This is a genomic window from Rhodococcus sp. JVH1, from assembly GCF_000280725.2.
Taxonomy (GTDB): Bacteria; Actinomycetota; Actinomycetes; order Mycobacteriales; family Mycobacteriaceae; genus Rhodococcus_F; species Rhodococcus_F jostii_A.
This window is the reverse complement of the sequence record NZ_CP166289.1, coordinates 6,968,121-6,982,872: the sequence shown is the minus strand read 5'-3', so window position 1 is coordinate 6,982,872 and position 14,752 is coordinate 6,968,121. Positions and strand designations below refer to the sequence as shown.

19 protein-coding genes are annotated in these 14,752 nt (G+C 69.6%); 2 read left to right on the top strand and 17 right to left on the bottom strand.

Annotated features, from left to right (window positions below; genetic code table 11):
* Positions 1–256 precede the first annotated feature (256 nt).
* The 7 genes from JVH1_RS32680 to JVH1_RS32650 form a co-directional block, all read right to left on the bottom strand.
* Positions 257–1,099 (bottom strand): TM2 domain-containing protein, encoded by an 843-nt coding sequence (locus JVH1_RS32680; protein ID WP_009473664.1) that lies wholly within the window; start codon positions 1,097–1,099, stop codon positions 257–259.
* The gene (lgt, locus tag JVH1_RS32675; protein WP_016880084.1) at positions 1,092–2,171 is read right to left on the bottom strand and encodes a prolipoprotein diacylglyceryl transferase; all 1,080 of its coding nucleotides are present in this window, start codon (positions 2,169–2,171) and stop codon (positions 1,092–1,094) included. Before lgt ends, JVH1_RS32680 begins: the two co-directional genes overlap by 8 nt.
* Positions 2,168–2,971 (bottom strand): tryptophan synthase subunit alpha, encoded by an 804-nt coding sequence (trpA, locus tag JVH1_RS32670; RefSeq protein WP_009473666.1) that lies wholly within the window; start codon positions 2,969–2,971, stop codon positions 2,168–2,170. Before trpA ends, lgt begins: the two co-directional genes overlap by 4 nt.
* A complete protein-coding gene (trpB, locus tag JVH1_RS32665) occupies positions 2,968–4,287 on the bottom strand; it encodes a tryptophan synthase subunit beta (protein ID WP_005247488.1) in 1,320 nt (439 codons plus the stop codon). The genes trpA and trpB overlap by 4 nt, the downstream gene beginning before the upstream one ends.
* Positions 4,288–4,349: 62 nt before the next feature.
* Positions 4,350–5,159, bottom strand: a complete 810-nt coding sequence (trpC, locus tag JVH1_RS32660) for an indole-3-glycerol phosphate synthase TrpC (protein ID WP_005247490.1) — start codon at positions 5,157–5,159, stop codon at positions 4,350–4,352.
* A gap of 88 nt (positions 5,160–5,247) precedes the next feature.
* The gene (locus JVH1_RS32655; RefSeq protein ID WP_009473667.1) at positions 5,248–5,952 is read right to left on the bottom strand and encodes a TIGR02234 family membrane protein; all 705 of its coding nucleotides are present in this window, start codon (positions 5,950–5,952) and stop codon (positions 5,248–5,250) included.
* Positions 5,949–7,535 carry an anthranilate synthase component I gene (locus JVH1_RS32650; protein WP_037195478.1) on the bottom strand — a complete coding sequence of 529 codons (1,587 nt, stop codon included), beginning with the start codon at positions 7,533–7,535 and terminating at the stop codon, positions 5,949–5,951. Before JVH1_RS32650 ends, JVH1_RS32655 begins: the two co-directional genes overlap by 4 nt.
* Positions 7,536–7,594: 59 nt before the next feature.
* On the opposite strand from JVH1_RS32650, the gene JVH1_RS32645 reads away from it, so the two are divergent.
* Entirely contained in the window at positions 7,595–8,059 is a 465-nt protein-coding gene (locus JVH1_RS32645; RefSeq protein ID WP_009473669.1) for a peroxiredoxin, read from the top strand.
* Here the strand turns inward: JVH1_RS32645 and JVH1_RS32640 are convergent.
* Positions 8,047–8,826, bottom strand: a complete 780-nt coding sequence (locus tag JVH1_RS32640; RefSeq protein ID WP_009473670.1) for a dioxygenase — start codon at positions 8,824–8,826, stop codon at positions 8,047–8,049. The genes JVH1_RS32645 and JVH1_RS32640 overlap by 13 nt on opposite strands.
* A 179-nt stretch (positions 8,827–9,005) precedes the next feature.
* On the opposite strand from JVH1_RS32640, the gene JVH1_RS32635 reads away from it, so the two are divergent.
* The gene (locus tag JVH1_RS32635; protein WP_009473671.1) at positions 9,006–9,515 is read left to right on the top strand and encodes a MarR family winged helix-turn-helix transcriptional regulator; all 510 of its coding nucleotides are present in this window, start codon (positions 9,006–9,008) and stop codon (positions 9,513–9,515) included.
* 7 nt (positions 9,516–9,522) lie between these two features.
* Here the strand turns inward: JVH1_RS32635 and JVH1_RS32630 are convergent, their stop codons facing one another.
* The 9 genes from JVH1_RS32630 to JVH1_RS32590 all read right to left on the bottom strand — a co-directional run bounded on the left by JVH1_RS32630 (position 9,523) and on the right by JVH1_RS32590 (position 14,742).
* Entirely contained in the window at positions 9,523–9,702 is a 180-nt protein-coding gene (locus JVH1_RS32630) for a 2-hydroxymuconate tautomerase family protein (RefSeq protein WP_005260336.1), read from the bottom strand.
* A 99-nt stretch (positions 9,703–9,801) separates the two neighbouring features.
* A complete protein-coding gene (gene hisI / locus JVH1_RS32625) occupies positions 9,802–10,146 on the bottom strand; it encodes a phosphoribosyl-AMP cyclohydrolase (RefSeq protein WP_009473672.1) in 345 nt (114 codons plus the stop codon).
* Complete coding sequence (gene hisF, locus JVH1_RS32620) at positions 10,143–10,916, bottom strand: imidazole glycerol phosphate synthase subunit HisF (RefSeq protein WP_005247506.1); 774 nt, start codon at positions 10,914–10,916, stop codon at positions 10,143–10,145. Before hisF ends, hisI begins: the two co-directional genes overlap by 4 nt.
* Positions 10,913–11,746: an inositol monophosphatase family protein gene (locus JVH1_RS32615; protein ID WP_009473673.1), complete on the bottom strand. Its 834-nt coding sequence runs from the start codon at positions 11,744–11,746 to the stop codon at positions 10,913–10,915. Before JVH1_RS32615 ends, hisF begins: the two co-directional genes overlap by 4 nt.
* 9 nt (positions 11,747–11,755) lie before the next feature.
* Positions 11,756–12,490 (bottom strand): bifunctional 1-(5-phosphoribosyl)-5-((5-phosphoribosylamino)methylideneamino)imidazole-4-carboxamide isomerase/phosphoribosylanthranilate isomerase PriA, encoded by a 735-nt coding sequence (gene priA / locus JVH1_RS32610; protein WP_005247511.1) that lies wholly within the window; start codon positions 12,488–12,490, stop codon positions 11,756–11,758.
* Positions 12,491–12,509: 19 nt separating this feature from the next.
* The gene (locus JVH1_RS32605) at positions 12,510–12,767 is read right to left on the bottom strand and encodes a membrane protein (protein ID WP_009473676.1); all 258 of its coding nucleotides are present in this window, start codon (positions 12,765–12,767) and stop codon (positions 12,510–12,512) included.
* Positions 12,764–13,399: an imidazole glycerol phosphate synthase subunit HisH gene (gene hisH / locus JVH1_RS32600; protein ID WP_009473677.1), complete on the bottom strand. Its 636-nt coding sequence runs from the start codon at positions 13,397–13,399 to the stop codon at positions 12,764–12,766. The genes JVH1_RS32605 and hisH overlap by 4 nt, the downstream gene beginning before the upstream one ends.
* 9 nt (positions 13,400–13,408) lie before the next feature.
* A complete protein-coding gene (locus JVH1_RS32595; protein WP_009473678.1) occupies positions 13,409–14,590 on the bottom strand; it encodes an MFS transporter in 1,182 nt (393 codons plus the stop codon).
* Positions 14,590–14,742, bottom strand: coding sequence for a hypothetical protein (locus tag JVH1_RS32590; protein WP_007297398.1), 153 nt, complete (start codon positions 14,740–14,742; stop codon positions 14,590–14,592). Before JVH1_RS32590 ends, JVH1_RS32595 begins: the two co-directional genes overlap by 1 nt.
* Positions 14,743–14,752 lie beyond the last annotated feature (10 nt).

The following is a 14,752-nucleotide window of genomic DNA, read 5'->3' as shown; positions in this document are numbered from 1 at the left end:
CCAGGAAGACCACCAGTGTGTGCGCTCCGCACGTGCTGTCGGCGGCCTCCGCTAGCGGGGTCGCCACGACGGGCGCTAACTGCTTTTCGGGGGTCTACCGGGACAGCATCGGCCCGTGAAGGTTGTAACCGGACATACACCCGGCGTGCTCAGCTTACCAGGACCGATACCTCGCAAGATATGCCGAATCCGGCCCCGGAAAGCACCGTGGCCCGTGTCGCATCAGCAACACGGGCCACAGTTCCTTCAGGGATCGTCACTGCTCCCGCAGAGGTCGTCCGTACTTGTCCTTCACGCTTCCGGTCAGCATCATGATGCCGTCGACCAGCGGCCAGATTCCGCCGATTCCACAGGTGAGCCACGTGACGGCGATCTGCGCCACGGCAATGCCGGGCTGGTTCAGGTAGAACCGTCCGACTCCGAAACCGCCGAGGAAGATCTGCAGCAGGCCGGCGGTCAGCTTGGACTTGTCGGAGTACGGCTCACCCGTCAGCGGGTGCCTGCCGAACGGCGCCGACGGATCGGCGTACGCGTTGTAGCCGCCGGGGGCGTATCCGGGCGGCGGGAACCCCTGCTGGGGGTAACCCGGCTGATGTCCGTACCCCGGCTGCTGGTACCCGGGCTGCTGGTAGTCCTGCGGCGACTGCGGAGCCGCCCCGTACTGCGCACCGTAGTTGGGGTCGGGTGCGCCGTAGGTGGGACCGTCCGGTTGCTGGGGGTTCTCGTACCCGGTGTAGGGCGCGGTCGGCGACGTCGGCTCGCCCACGTTCGGGAACGGGGCCGTCGGCTCGGTGCCGCTCGGCGACGGGTAGGTGGGCGTGGACCCCCAGCCCGGGCCGTTGCCGACACCGGAGTACGTGTCCCACCCCGGTCCGGTGCCGGTCGAACCCGGTGACGGCGTCGCGTCCGACGTGGCAGGCGGCTGGGACAGCGAGGCCTCGGCGGTGGCGTCGTAATCGAAGGGTGAGCCGAACTCCGGCGGCAGGCTCGACTCGGTGCTGTTCTCGGTGCCGTCGCTGCTCTTCCCCAGGTCGACCTTGTGTGCGTCCTCGGATGCACCCTTGCCGGAATCGTCGGATGCTTTCCCCGGTTCAGTCATTCGCGTCATCCTTCTTGCTGTCGATGGTCTTCGTGCCCGCCTCGCCGCCGGTACTCGCGGTACTCGCGGCCTTGTCGTCCGATACCGGCTCCGACGCGGACGTGCCCTCGTCCTTGCCCGCGTCCTCGACGTTCTTCTCGGGCTCCTTCTGCGCGATCTCGCCGTCGACCGGTTCGCCGCCGCCCTCGACCGGGCCGCCGTCGGCAGGCCGCAATTCGGCCGGGTCCTCGCGGCCCTTCGTGGCGGCGAAGAAGTACACCAGTGCCGCGACGAACACCAGGGCGGAGGTGAACGAGTTCACGCGGACGCCGGCGATGAGGCTCGCGTGATCGCTGCGCATCAGTTCGATCCAGAAGCGGCCGGCGCAGTAACCGGCCACGTACAGGGCGAACAGTCGGCCGTGACCGATGCGGAAGCGGCGATCGACCCACACGAGCAGGAGGACGATCAGCACGTTCCACAGGGCCTCGTACAGGAACGTCGGGTGCACCACGAACGCGACCTCGCCGGTGGACACCCCGTCGATCAGCTGCGGTGACACCTGACCCACGTCGTTGCGCCGCTCGAAGATCTCGAGACCCCACGGCACCTCGGTCTCACGACCGTAGAGTTCCTGGTTGAAGTAGTTTCCGAGCCGGCCGATCGCCTGCGCCAGCAGGATCGCGGGCGCGACCGCGTCGCCGAGCGCCGGCAGCGGGATGCCGCGGCGGCGACACCCGATCCAGGCGCCGACACCGCCGAGCGCCACGGCGCCCCAGATGCCGAGACCGCCCTGCCACACCTTCAGGGCGTCGACGGGGTCGCCGCCCTCCCCGAAGTACGTCGGCCAGTCGGTCATCACGTGGTACAGACGGCCGCCGATCAGGCCGAACGGCACCGCCCAGATGGCGATGTCGAGGACGGTGCCCTTCTCGCCGCCGCGGGCGACCCAGCGACGGTCACCCCACACGATCGCGACGACGATCCCGACGATGATGAACAGCGCGTACGCGCGCAGGGCCACCGGTCCGACATACCAGACACCTTGGGGCGGACTCGGAATGTAGGCCAGTACGTCCACAGTGGAAGTCACGACGCCACGGTAGCGGAGCGAACGCCCTCGGCGAGTTCCTTCGTGAGCGAGCGCACCGCGTCGAGACCGCTCTCCGCGGCCGTGACCAGCGCAGATCCGACGATGACCGCATCGGCGTACGCGGCGATCTCGGCGGCCTGCGCGCCGGAGCGGACACCCAGTCCGACACCCACCGGAATGTCCGAGTGGGCGCGGATACGGGCGGTCAGCTCGGGTGCCATCGACGACACCGCGTCACGGGCACCGGTGACACCCATCGTCGACGCGGCGTACACGAAGCCGCTGCTCGCGTCGAGGGTCATCGAGAGACGTTCCTCGGTCGACGACGGCGCCACGAGGAAGATCCGGTCGAGGTCGTGTTCCTTCGACGCGGCGATCCACTCGCCGGCTTCCTCGGGGATGAGGTTGGGCGTGATCAGGCCGAGGCCGCCCGCGCTCGCCAGGTCGCGGGCGAACTTGTCGACGCCGTACTGCAGGACCGGATTCCAGTAGGTCATCACGACGGCCTTGCCGCCGACGGAGGCGATCGCCTCGACGACGGTGAACACGTCACGCACGCGGACACCGTTCCGCAGCGCCGTCTCGGCCGCCGCCTGGATGGTGGGCCCGTCCATCACCGGGTCGGAGTAGGCGATGCCGACCTCGACGATGTCGCAACCGGATTCGACCATCGCCTTGAACACGTCGATGGACTCCTGCACGGTGGGGAAACCGGCCGGGAGGTACCCGACGAGCGCGGCGCGCTTCTCCTCGCGGCACTGCGCGAACGTCGGGGCGAGGCGCGAGAGTCGTTCGCTCACTTGGCCGAACCTTCCTTGTCAGTCGTGGTGGTCTCGGTCGAGTCGTCGGGATCGAACAGTCCGAACCACTTGGCGGCCGTGTCCATGTCCTTGTCGCCGCGCCCGGACAGGCTGATGACGATGATGGCGCCCTCCCCCAGTTCGCGGCCCAGTCGCAGCGACCCGGCGACGGCGTGGGCGGACTCGATGGCCGGGATGATGCCCTCCCGCTCGGACAGCAGACGGAGCGCGTCCATGGCCTCCGTGTCGGTGACCGGCTCGTAGGTGGCGCGGCCGATGTCCTTGAGGAGTGCGTGCTCGGGTCCGACACCGGGGTAGTCGAGGCCCGCGGAGATCGAGTGCGACTCGATGGTCTGGCCGTCCTCGTCCTGCAGCAGGTACGAGTACGCACCCTGGAACGCGCCCGGGGTGCCCGCGGCGAACGTGGCGGCGTGCCGCCCGGTCTCGACGCCGTCACCGGCGGCCTCGTAGCCGACCAGCCGCACGGCGGGGTCGTCGAGGAACGCGTGGAAGATGCCGATGGCGTTGGAACCGCCGCCGACACACGCCGTCACAGCGTCGGGCAGCCGACCGGTCAGCGCCTGCACCTGGGCACGCGCCTCCAGACCGACGACGCGCTGGAAGTCGCGGACGATGGTCGGGAACGGGTGCGGCCCGGCAGCGGTGCCGAAGCAGTAATACGTGTTGTGGGCGTTGGTGACCCAGTCGCGCAGCGCCTCGTTGATGGCGTCCTTCAGGGTCCTCGACCCCGACTCGACCGACACCACCGACGAGCCCAGCAAGCGCATGCGGGCGACGTTCAGCGCCTGCCGCTCGGTGTCGACGGCACCCATGTAGATGACGCATTCCAGGCCGAGGAGCGCGCAGGCGGTCGCGGTGGCCACACCGTGCTGGCCGGCCCCGGTCTCCGCGATGATGCGGGTCTTGCCCATCCGCTTGGCGAGCAGCACCTGGCCGAGCACGTTGTTGATCTTGTGCGAGCCCGTGTGGTTGAGGTCTTCGCGCTTGAGGATGAGCCGCGCCCCACCGGCGAACTCGCTCATCCGTTTCGCCTCGAAGATCGGGGACGGACGGCCGGTGTAGTCGCGCTGGAGACGATCGAGTTCGTTCAGGAACGCGTCGTCGGCGCGGGCCTTCTCGTACTCGGCGGTGACCTCCTCGATCACTGCCATCAGGGCCTCGGGCACGTGCCGTCCGCCGTACACGCCGAAGTGTCCTCCGGCGTCGGGGTCGTGCGTCGTGCGCTCGGCGATCCCGGCGCTGGCAGTCGGCAGATTGCCACCCTTGAAGACGGTTTCCTGATTACGTGAAGTCACAGGTCCAGTCTGCCCCAACGCCGGGTTCGGCCGCCGTCCGGGTCAGTTCCGCTGACGCAGCGTCAGCGTGACGGCTTGGGGCAGGACGGGTGAGCGCCTGCGTTGACCAGATCGGCCACCGCCTTGCGCGGATCCCCGCTGGTGACGAGGCCTTCGCCGACCAGCACCGCGTCGGCTCCCGCACCGGCGTAGGCCAGCAGGTCGGCTGTGCCGCGCACACCGGACTCGGCGATCTTGATGATCTCGGTCGGCAGCCCGGGAGCGATCTCGCCGAACGTGTTCTTGTCGACCTCGAGCGTCTTGAGATTGCGGGCATTGACGCCGATGACCTTGGCACCGGCCTCGAGCGCCCGGTTGGCCTCTTCCTCGGTGTGGACCTCGACGAGGGCCGTCATGCCCAGCGACTCCGTGCGGTCGATCAGCGACGCAAGCGCGTCCTGTTCGAGGGCGGCGACGATGAGCAGCACGACGTCGGCGCCGTGCGCGCGGGCCTCGTGGATCTGATACGGCCCCACGATGAAGTCCTTGCGGAGGATCGGGATGCTCACCGCGCGGCGGACCGCGTCGAGGTCCGCGAGGGACCCCTGGAACCGGCGCTCCTCGGTGAGCACGCTGATCACGCGGGCGCCACCGGCCTGGTAGGCGGCGGCCAACTCGGCGGGATCGGTGATGTCGGCGAGCGCGCCCTTCGAGGGGCTCGCGCGCTTGACCTCGGCGATGACTCCGATGCCCGGCTCGAGCAGGGCGGCCGCGGCATCGAGGGCCGGCGGTGCGGCAGCGGCGGCAGCCTTGACTGCGGCGAAGTCAAGGACGGCTTCGCGGGCGGCGACGTCGGCGCGCACCCCGTCGAGAATCGAGTCGAGAACGGTCATCGTGGCCCGAGTCCTTTCTGGGCAGAAAAACCCGATGTGAGGAACATCATCAGGGGTGAAGTCAGCCTAGATGGCACTCTGATTCTGTTTACGTTCGGGTCCCCGGGTCTTTGTCCGGTCCGTCAACTTGGTCGACAGGTTCGGCTTTCTTGTCTTCCACCGTGGGGTCCTCCCCCGCGTCCAGGGCGTCCCAGAGCATGCGCTGGTTGACGGGCCCCTCGGCCGCATCGGCGCCGGCCTTCTTCGCCGCGTCACGCCGCGCACCGGGGCTGTCGTACTTGGAGGAGAGCCCGGCCCGCACACGCGGACGGCGCACGAGTTCCACCGCGGCGGCGAGCGCCGCCACGCCGCCCACCAGCGCGAGCACGGCGGGTCCGACGTGCACGGACACCGACTGAACCTCGGCGCGGCCCGGCAACTCGGCCAGCCTGCCCGCCTCCTCGTCGGAGGCGCCGGACACGATCAACCCCACCGCCGGAACCGCGGCCGCGACGGCCACGACCGCGACGAGGACGCCGAGCACACGCAGCGCCCAGCCCTTCACGGCGAACGACGCGGCGATCGCGGCGACCAGGGTCAGCGCCAACGGCGTGAGGGCCGCCGCCCACGTGCCGCCGACGAGCGCGGACGTGCGCTCCTCCCCGAGTCCGTCGGAGGAGGTGACCTCCACCCACGTCATCCGGGAGGCACCCCACAGGCACAGCGCGGCGACCGCGAGCAGCAGCACCGAGATCATCGACCGGCGACGTCCCGCCTGCCCGGGTTCCCGGGCCGTCTCCGACGCGTCACTCACTGCGTGTCGCCTCCCAGGGTCTTCAGCGTGTGCGCCGCCGCGATCGCGCTCAGCACCGCCATCGCCTTGTTCCGCGCCTCCGTGTCCTCGTACTCGGGGTTCGAGTCGGCGACGACGCCCGCACCCGCCTGGACGTACCCGATGCCGTCCTTGATCAGCGCGGTCCGGATCGCGATGGCCGTGTCGGCGTCGCCGGCGAAGTCGAGGTACCCGATGATGCCGCCGTAGATGCCCCGGCGCGTGGGTTCGAGTTCCTCGATCAGCTGCATCGCCCGGACCTTCGGCGCACCCGACAGCGTGCCCGCCGGGAAACACGCGGTGACGGCGTCCAAGGCATGCTTACCGTCCGCGAGGTGACCCGTGACGGTGGAGACGAGATGCATCACGTGGCTGTACCGCTCGATGTGGCGGTAGTCGTGGACCTTCACCGTGCCCGGTTCGCACACGCGCCCGAGGTCGTTGCGGCCCAGGTCCACGAGCATGAGGTGCTCCGCGTTCTCCTTCTCGTCGGCGAGCAGGTCCTTCTCGAGCAGGATGTCCTCCTCCTCGGTGTGCCCGCGCCACCGGGTTCCCGCGATCGGGTGCGTGGTGGCGACGCCTTCCGACACGGTCACCAGGGCCTCCGGGCTCGAACCGACGATCGAGAACGCGGTCTCGCCGTCGCCGTTCGGCACGTTGAGCAGGTACATGTACGGGCTGGGGTTGGAGGCGCGCAGCATCCGGTAGACGTCGATCGGGTCCGCGGTGCAGTCGATCTCGAAGCGCTGCGACAGCACCACCTGAAATGCCTCGCCCGCCTCGATGTCTCCCACGAGCTTCTGCACGTCGGCGCCGAATCCTTCGGTGGTGCGCTGACGCCGGTAGTCGGGGGCGGGCTTCGCGAACGTGGACACTGTGGACGACGCCGGCGCCGACAGGGCGTGCGTCATCCGGTCCAGCCGCTCCACTGCGGAGTCGTAGGCCTCGTCGACACGTTCGTCGGTGCCGTCCCAGTTGACCGCGTTGGCGATCAGGGTGATGGCGCCCTCGTGGTGGTCGACGGCCGCGAGATCCGTCGCCAGCAACATGACCATCTCGGGGATCTGCAGATCGTCGGTGGCGTGCTCGCCGATGCGCTCGATCCGGCGCACCGCGTCGTAGCCGAGGAAGCCCACCATGCCGCCGGTCAGCGGCGGCAGGTCGGGCAGCCGCTCGGTGCGGAGCAGTTCCAGCGTCCGGCCGAGGGCCGCGATCGGATCGCCGCCGGACGGGACGCCCGCCGGGACGTTGCCGTACCAGGCCGCTTCACCGTCGACGACGGTGAGCGCGGCGGGACTGCCCGCGCCGATGAACGACCATCGCGACCACGATCGGCCGTTCTCCGCCGACTCGAGCAGGAAGGTCCCCGGCCGGTTCGCCGCCAGCTTGGTGTACGCCGACAGCGGAGTTTCCGCGTCTGCCAACACCTTGCGCGTCACCGGGACCACCCGGTGTTCGGCGGCGAGAGCGTGGAACTGCTCGCGCGTCGTAGTCGAGTCGGACCCGTCGTCGGCCGGGGTGGCGGCGGACTCGGGTGCGGGAATCGTGGTGGGCTCGCCGTGCATGCCGACCATCATCCCAGGCGCACTCGTCGTGTCTGCGTGCGCGGGTAGCCTCGGCTCTCATGAAGCCAGGTCAGCTCGCACCGGAATTCACCCTGCCCGATCAGGACGGCATCGCGCGGTCCCTGTCGAGCCTCCTCGAGGACGGCCCTCTGGTGCTGTTCTTCTACCCCGCGGCGTCGACGCCGGTCTGCACCGCCGAGGCCTGCCATTTCCGCGACCTCGGAATCGAGTTCTCCGCGGTGGGCGCGTCCCGCGCCGGGATCAGCACCGACGCGGTGGAGAAGCAGGCGTCGTTCGCGCAGGCGCAGTCGTTCGACTACCCGCTGCTGTCGGACGCCGACGGAGCCGTCGCGGAGAAGTTCGGCGTCCGCCGCGGACTGCTCGGCAAACTCGCCCCGGTCAAGCGGTCGACGTTCGTCATCGACACCGACCGCACCGTGCTCGAGGTCATCTCGAGCGAGTTCCGCGCCAACACGCACGGCGATCAGGCGCTCGCCTTCCTCCGGACACGTCAGTCCACCTGAATCGACCGTTTGGCCAGCCCCATCCAGAAGCCGTCGATCACCTGCCGAGGGATCTGCTCCGGATCGCTCGAGGCGCCCAGCGTGACGAACAGCGGCGCGAAGTGCTCGATCGTCGGGTGGGCGTACGGCATGCCCGGCGCGAGCGAGCGGAAGTCGATGAGCGAATCGACGTCGCCAGCGGCGAGGCGCTCGTCCGCCCAGGCGTCGAACTCCGACGACCAGCCGGGCGCCTTCGCGTCGGGTGACGGGTCGCGCAGGAACGGCAGGCCGTGTGTGGTGAATCCCGAACCGACGATCAGCACACCCTGCTCGCGCAGGGGACGCAGCCGCTCACCGAGGTGCAGCAGTCGCTGCGGGTCGAGCGTGGGCAGCGAGATCTGCAGGACCGGGATGTCGGCGTCGGGGTACATGACCGTCAACGGCACGTAGGCGCCGTGGTCCAGGCCGCGGTGCGGCTGGTGCGACACGGTCTCGTCGTCCGGCATCAGCGCCACGATCTGCGCCGCGAGGTCGGGGGCACCGGGCGACTCGTACGTGGTCCGGTAGAAGCGCTCGGGGAAGCCACCGAAGTCGTAGACGAGGGGCGTGCCGGTGGTGGTGGATCCGATCGTGAGCGGCGCCGATTCCCAGTGCGCCGACACCATGAGGATGGCCTTCGGCCGCGGCAGGTCGCCTGCCCACTTCGCCAGCTGCGACACCCACAGTTCGCTGTCGACCAGTGGAGGCGCACCATGGCTGAGGAACAGTGCGGGCATCGTGGCGGTCATCGCGACTCCTTCAGATCCGAGATCCAACATCGACGGCCAATGTTGAACCTTCAAGTTACTATAAGAGTCAACCGATGGGCGCGGCAACTAATTCCCCGGGCACGATCCGGCCCGCGACGTGCTAACTATGTTGAACACGCTGCACGCGTGGATCGACGTACAGATGGAGGACACCACTGATGAGTGGGAACGACGAGGGCAAGCCCGCAGAACCCGGCACCCGATGGCTCGACGCAGAGCAGCAGGAGGCCTGGCTCACCCTCATCGCCCTGGTCACCCGGCTCCCCGCCGCACTGGACACCCAGCTCCAACGCGACTCGGCACTCACCCACTTCGAGTACTTCGTCCTCGCCTCGCTGTCCGGCGAAACCAACCGGCGCCTCCAGCTGTCCCTGCTCGCCCAGCGCGCCAACGCATCACTGTCCCGGCTGTCCCACGTCATCACCAAGATGGAAAAAGCCGGCTGGGTGCGCCGCGAGAGCATCCGCGGCAGCCGCGGCTCCGACGCCGTCCTCACGGACGAAGGCATGGCCAAAGTCGTCGAGGCCGCGCCCCCGCACGTCGAATCCGTCCGCTCACTGATCTTCGACGGACTGTCCGCCGAACAAGTCCGTCAGCTGTCCGAACTGTCCGGCGCCATGCTCACCCAACTCGACAAGAGCATCGCGTCGGGAACCGGCAGAGCCTGACAGCAACTCACCCCAGCGGCGTCCCGCCGACACCCCAGCTGTCGCGCGGGACCTCGGTGATCGTCACCCACACCTTCGCGGGATCCTTGCCCGTCGCATCGGCGTAGGCCTGGGTGACCGCCTCGATCGTCGCGCGCTTCTGCTCCGCGGTGAGCCCCGGTGTCTGACTGATCTGAATCAATGGCATGCGGGCATTCTGCCCGAGGGCATGCGGGCATTCTGCCCGAGGGCATGCGGGCATTCTGCCCGAGGGCATGCGGGCATTCTGCCCGAGCGTCGTGGCGCCCTACTCGACGGCGAGAAGAACGTCGGTGTCGAAGCAGGTGTGCGTGCCCGTGTGGCACGCCGCCCCCTCCTGATCGACGACGAGCAGCACGGTGTCGCCGTCGCAGTCGAGCCGCACCTCGTGGACGTACTGCGTGTGACCGGACGTCTCGCCCTTCACCCAGTACTGCTGACGGGACCGGGAGTAGTACGTGCCCTTGCGGGTGTCGAGGGTGCGGGCGAGGGCCTCGTCGTCCATCCACGCCACCATCAGGACGTCGCCCGTCGACCGTTCCTGCGCGACAGCACTGAACAGTCCCGCCTCGTTGCGCTTGAGCCGTGACGCGATAGCGGGGTCGAGACTCATCGGACGGTGATCCCTTCTTCACGCATGGACTTCTTCACGTCGCCGATCGTCATGTCGCCGAAGTGGAAGACACTGGCGGCCAGGACGGCGTCCGCGCCGGCGCCGACCGCGGGTGCGAAATGCTCGACGGCGCCCGCTCCCCCGCTGGCGATCACCGGCACGTGCACGGCCGCGCGCACCGCCCGGATCATCGGCAGGTCGAAACCGGCCTTCGTGCCGTCGGCGTCCATCGAGTTGAGCAGGATCTCCCCGACGCCCAGTTCGGCGCCGCGGACCGCCCACTCCACCGCGTCGATACCGGTGCCGCGCTTGCCGCCGTGCGTCGTGACCTCCCACCCCGACGGGGTGTCGGGCTGACCCTGCGGCACGGTCCGTGCATCGACCGACAGGACGATGCACTGGGAGCCGAAGCGTTCGCTGAGTTCGCGGAGCAACTCGGGCCGGGCGATCGCGGCGGTGTTGACGCTGACCTTGTCGGCGCCTGCGCGCAGCAGCCGGTCGACGTCCTCGACGGTGCGGACACCGCCGCCGACCGTCAGCGGGATGAAGACCTGCTCCGCCGTCCGGCTCACCACGTCGAGCATGGTGCCCCGGTCCGCGGTGGACGCGGTGACGTCGAGGAACGTGAGCTCGTCGGCTCCCTGGGCGTCGTATGCGGCAGCCAGCTCGACGGGGTCACCCGCATCCCGCAGGTTCTCGAAATTGACGCCCTTGACGACGCGTCCCGCATCGACGTCCAGACACGGGATCACTCGAACCGCCAGAGTCATTGCGTACGCCCTCCTGAAGGCTCGGAACGAGGATCACCCAGTGATCCGAGGATATCGAGAATTTCGCCGTGCACTCCGGGCGCTCCGGCGAGCACCGAGTCGGACGTCACGGTCCAGGGTTTGCCGCCCAGATCCGTGACCACACCACCCGCGGCGCGCACCAGCGCGACACCGGCGGCGTTGTCCCACGCATTGTGGCCGAACACCACCGCGCCGCCGAGTATTCCGGCCGCGGTGAACGCGAGGTCGACGCCGGTGGATCCGTGAATCCGGATCCGGGAGGACACCCGGCTGAGCTGTGCAAGGACCTGCAGCCGGTACGCGCCGGGGATGCGACCGCGACTGTCGATGTTCAGTGCGCCCAAGCCCACGATCGACGACGCCAGCGACGTGCGACCGAGCGCAGGCAGGGGCTTGCCCCCTTCGAGCAGCGGGCCGTCCGCGACGGCCGCATACCGCCGCCCGACGAGCGGCAGCCACGTCAGACCGAGGACGGGAACCCCGTCGTCGAGCAGCGCGAGCAGCGTGCCCGCCGTGGGCAGACCGGCCGAATAGTTGAACGTGCCGTCGATGGGGTCGAGCACCCACACGGGTCCGCTGCCCAGGTCGGGGCCGCCGAACTCCTCGCCGTGCACGTCGATGCCGGTCCGGTCACGCAATTCGCCGGTCAGCCGCTTCTCGAGTTCGAGGTCGACGGCGGTCGCGAAGTCGTCGGGACCCTTGTGGACGGCGCTGGGCGCACCCACACCCGAGACGAACCGGTCGTGCACGCCGTCGAGCAGCTCGCTGGCGACGGCGAGGAGCTCCCGGGGATCACGGGACAGGGCCATGGCGGGAACTCAGCCCGAGACCGCGGCGAGCGCCTCGGGGAGGGTGAACCGCCCCGCGTACAGCGCCTTGCCGACGATGGATCCCTCCACCCCCTGATCGACGAGCCCGGCGATCGCCCGGAGGTCGTCGATGGTGGACACGCCGCCCGAGGCCACGACGGGGGCGTCGGTGGCCGCGCAGACCTGCGCGAGAAGTTCGAGATTGGGGCCGGTGAGGGTGCCGTCCTTGCTCACGTCGGTGACGACGTACCGGGAGCAGCCGTCCTTGTCGAGCCGGGCGAGCGTCTCCCACAGGTTTCCGCCCTCGGTGACCCAGCCGCGACCGCGGAGCTGGTATTCACCGTCGACGAGGCGCACGTCGAGACCGACGGCGATCTTCTCGCCGTACTTGGCGATGGCGCGGGCACACCACTCGGGGTTCTCGATGGCGGCGGTACCGAGGTTGACACGGCCGCAGCCCGTCGCCAGTGCGGCCTCGAGCGACGCGTCGTCGCGGATCCCACCGGACAGTTCCACCTGGACGTCGAGCTCGCCCACCACGTCGGCGAGGAGTTCACGGTTCGAGCCGCGACCGAACGCGGCGTCGAGGTCGACGATATGCACCCACTCGGCACCGTCGTTCTGCCATGCGAGGGCGGCATCACGAGGCGAGCCGTATCCGGTCTCGCTTCCTGCCTCCCCCTGGACGAGGCGAACAGCTTCACCGTTGACGACATCTACAGCAGGCAAAAGGACCAGGCTCACGTGCGACAACCCTAGTCGCTCAGCGGTCGGAACCCGGCTCCGGGTCCTCGGGATCGGGACCGTAGGCGTTGCGGGTCATGCGTTTCGACACGAAGCCCATGGCCGCGATCGCACCTGCGACGCCGAGCAGTCCGACGATCAGCCCGAGGACGGGGCCCGGTTTCACCACCAGAATGATGGCGGTGGCGAGTACCAGCACTGCGGTGGCTGCGCCCATCGCGTACACCGCGAGCCTGCCGATCGACAGGTCGCCGCGCCCGTCCCCGGGCTCGGTCACAGACTGCGAACCCAGTTCCGGAGCAGCTCCGCGCCCGCGTCACCGGACTTCTCGGGGTGGAACTGGGTGGCGGACAGCGCGCCGTTCTCGACGGCGGCGAGGAACTTGCCGCCGTGGTCGGCCCACGTCAGGGCGGGGGGCGCGAGCCGCTCCGGTGTCGGCATGTCCCAGGACTGGGCCGCATACGAGTGGACGAAGTAGAACCGGGTGTCGGGATCGATGCCGGCGAACAGCGTGCTGTTGTCGGGGGCCTCGACCGTGTTCCATCCCATGTGCGGCAGCACGTCGGCCTGGAGCCGTTCGACGGTGCCGGGCCATTCGCCGCAGCCTTCCGCCTCGACGCCGAACTCGACTCCGCGTTCGAAGAGGATCTGCATGCCGACGCAGATCCCGAGGACCGGCCGTCCGCCGGCCAGACGCTGACCGATGATCCGCTCCCCGCGGACCGCGCGTAGTCCCTCCATGCACGCGGCGAAGGCGCCGACGCCGGGAACGACCAGACCGTCGGCCGCGAGTGCGACCTTGTGATCGGATGTGACCTCGACGCGCGCGCCGGTCCGGGCCAGAGCGCGGGTGGCCGAATGCAGGTTGCCGGAGCCGTAGTCGAGGACGGCAATCGTGGAGACGGTCATGACACAACCTTATCCGGCGGCTGCACGACGCCCGAGGGCGCGGCCGACGACCATCCCGGCGGCCGGAACCACCGCGACGGCCGTCGCCGCGACCGCGAACACCCAGGAGTACCCGGCCGCCGACGCGACGGCCCCGAGCGCGAGGGAACCGAAACCGGTTCCGGCGTCGAACCCGATGTTCCATCCGGCGCTCGCCGAGCCGAATCGGGCCGGTCCCGCGGCGGTGAAGATCATGACGAGGGTTTCGTTCTGCACCGCGCCGAATCCGAATCCGAAGGCCAGGGCCGCACACACCAGCAGCGGCACCGGCGCACTCGTCGCCGCGGCGACGGCGAACAGCACCAGGCCGAGGCACACGAACGCCAGGGCGGGAACCAGGGCGTGGCCCACCCCCAGCCGGTCGGAGCACGATCCTGCGGCGTATCGCCCGATCAGCGTCGCACCGCTCGAGACGGCGAGGATCACCCCGGCGAGCGAGGCTCGTTCCGAGATCGCGATCGGCAGCAGGCTGGAGAGGCCGCCGAATGCGGCCGCGGAGATCGCGATCGCGAGCCACGGGGTGAGTAGGACGGCGAACGGGATGCGGCCCTGCGAGGTGCGGTCCGCGGGGGCGTGAATCGCGGGGAGCCGCGTGATCGCGAGCACCGCGAGGGCGGGAATGAGGGCACCGATCACGAAGACGGGGGTCGCGGACCACTGCTGCATGATCGCGAGCCCCGCGGGCAGACCGACCATCTGCGCGGCGGCCACCGCGATTCCCTGCGCACCCGTCGCCCGGCCGAGCATCTCGCGGGGAACGAGTTCGGCGACCAGCGCACTGCTGGCGACGGTGAGCATGCCGAAGCCCGATCCCCGGACGGCCGACACGGCCAGCACCGGGATCGCCTCGGTCGACAGGAGAAGGAGCAGCGACGGCGGCCCGAGCAGCATGCAGCCGGCGGCGAGCACCCAGCGATGCCCCCACCTGCGTAGGAGCCGGGGCACACCGAGTTGGGTGACGACGGTCGCGGCCATGAACACGGCCGTCACGCTGCCGGCGAGCGTGTCCGAGCCACCGGACAGCGAGACGATCAGCGGCACCACGGGCAGCAGCACCGCCCAGCCGCCGAACGCCGCCGCGCCCATCACCATCGCGGCGGGCATGCCGCGGGTGCGGAGCAGGCCGCGGCGCGGCTCCACTGCGACGGGCATTACATCAACCTGAGAACGCCTGCCACGGCTGCCAGCACCGCCAGTGCCAGCAGCACGCCCGAGGCCAGTTTGTTGAACTTCCACATGGAATACGCCCCGCCCGCCGCGATCCCCGCGGCGATGAACAGGACGTAGACGAGGACGACACTCACGAATGCGCCC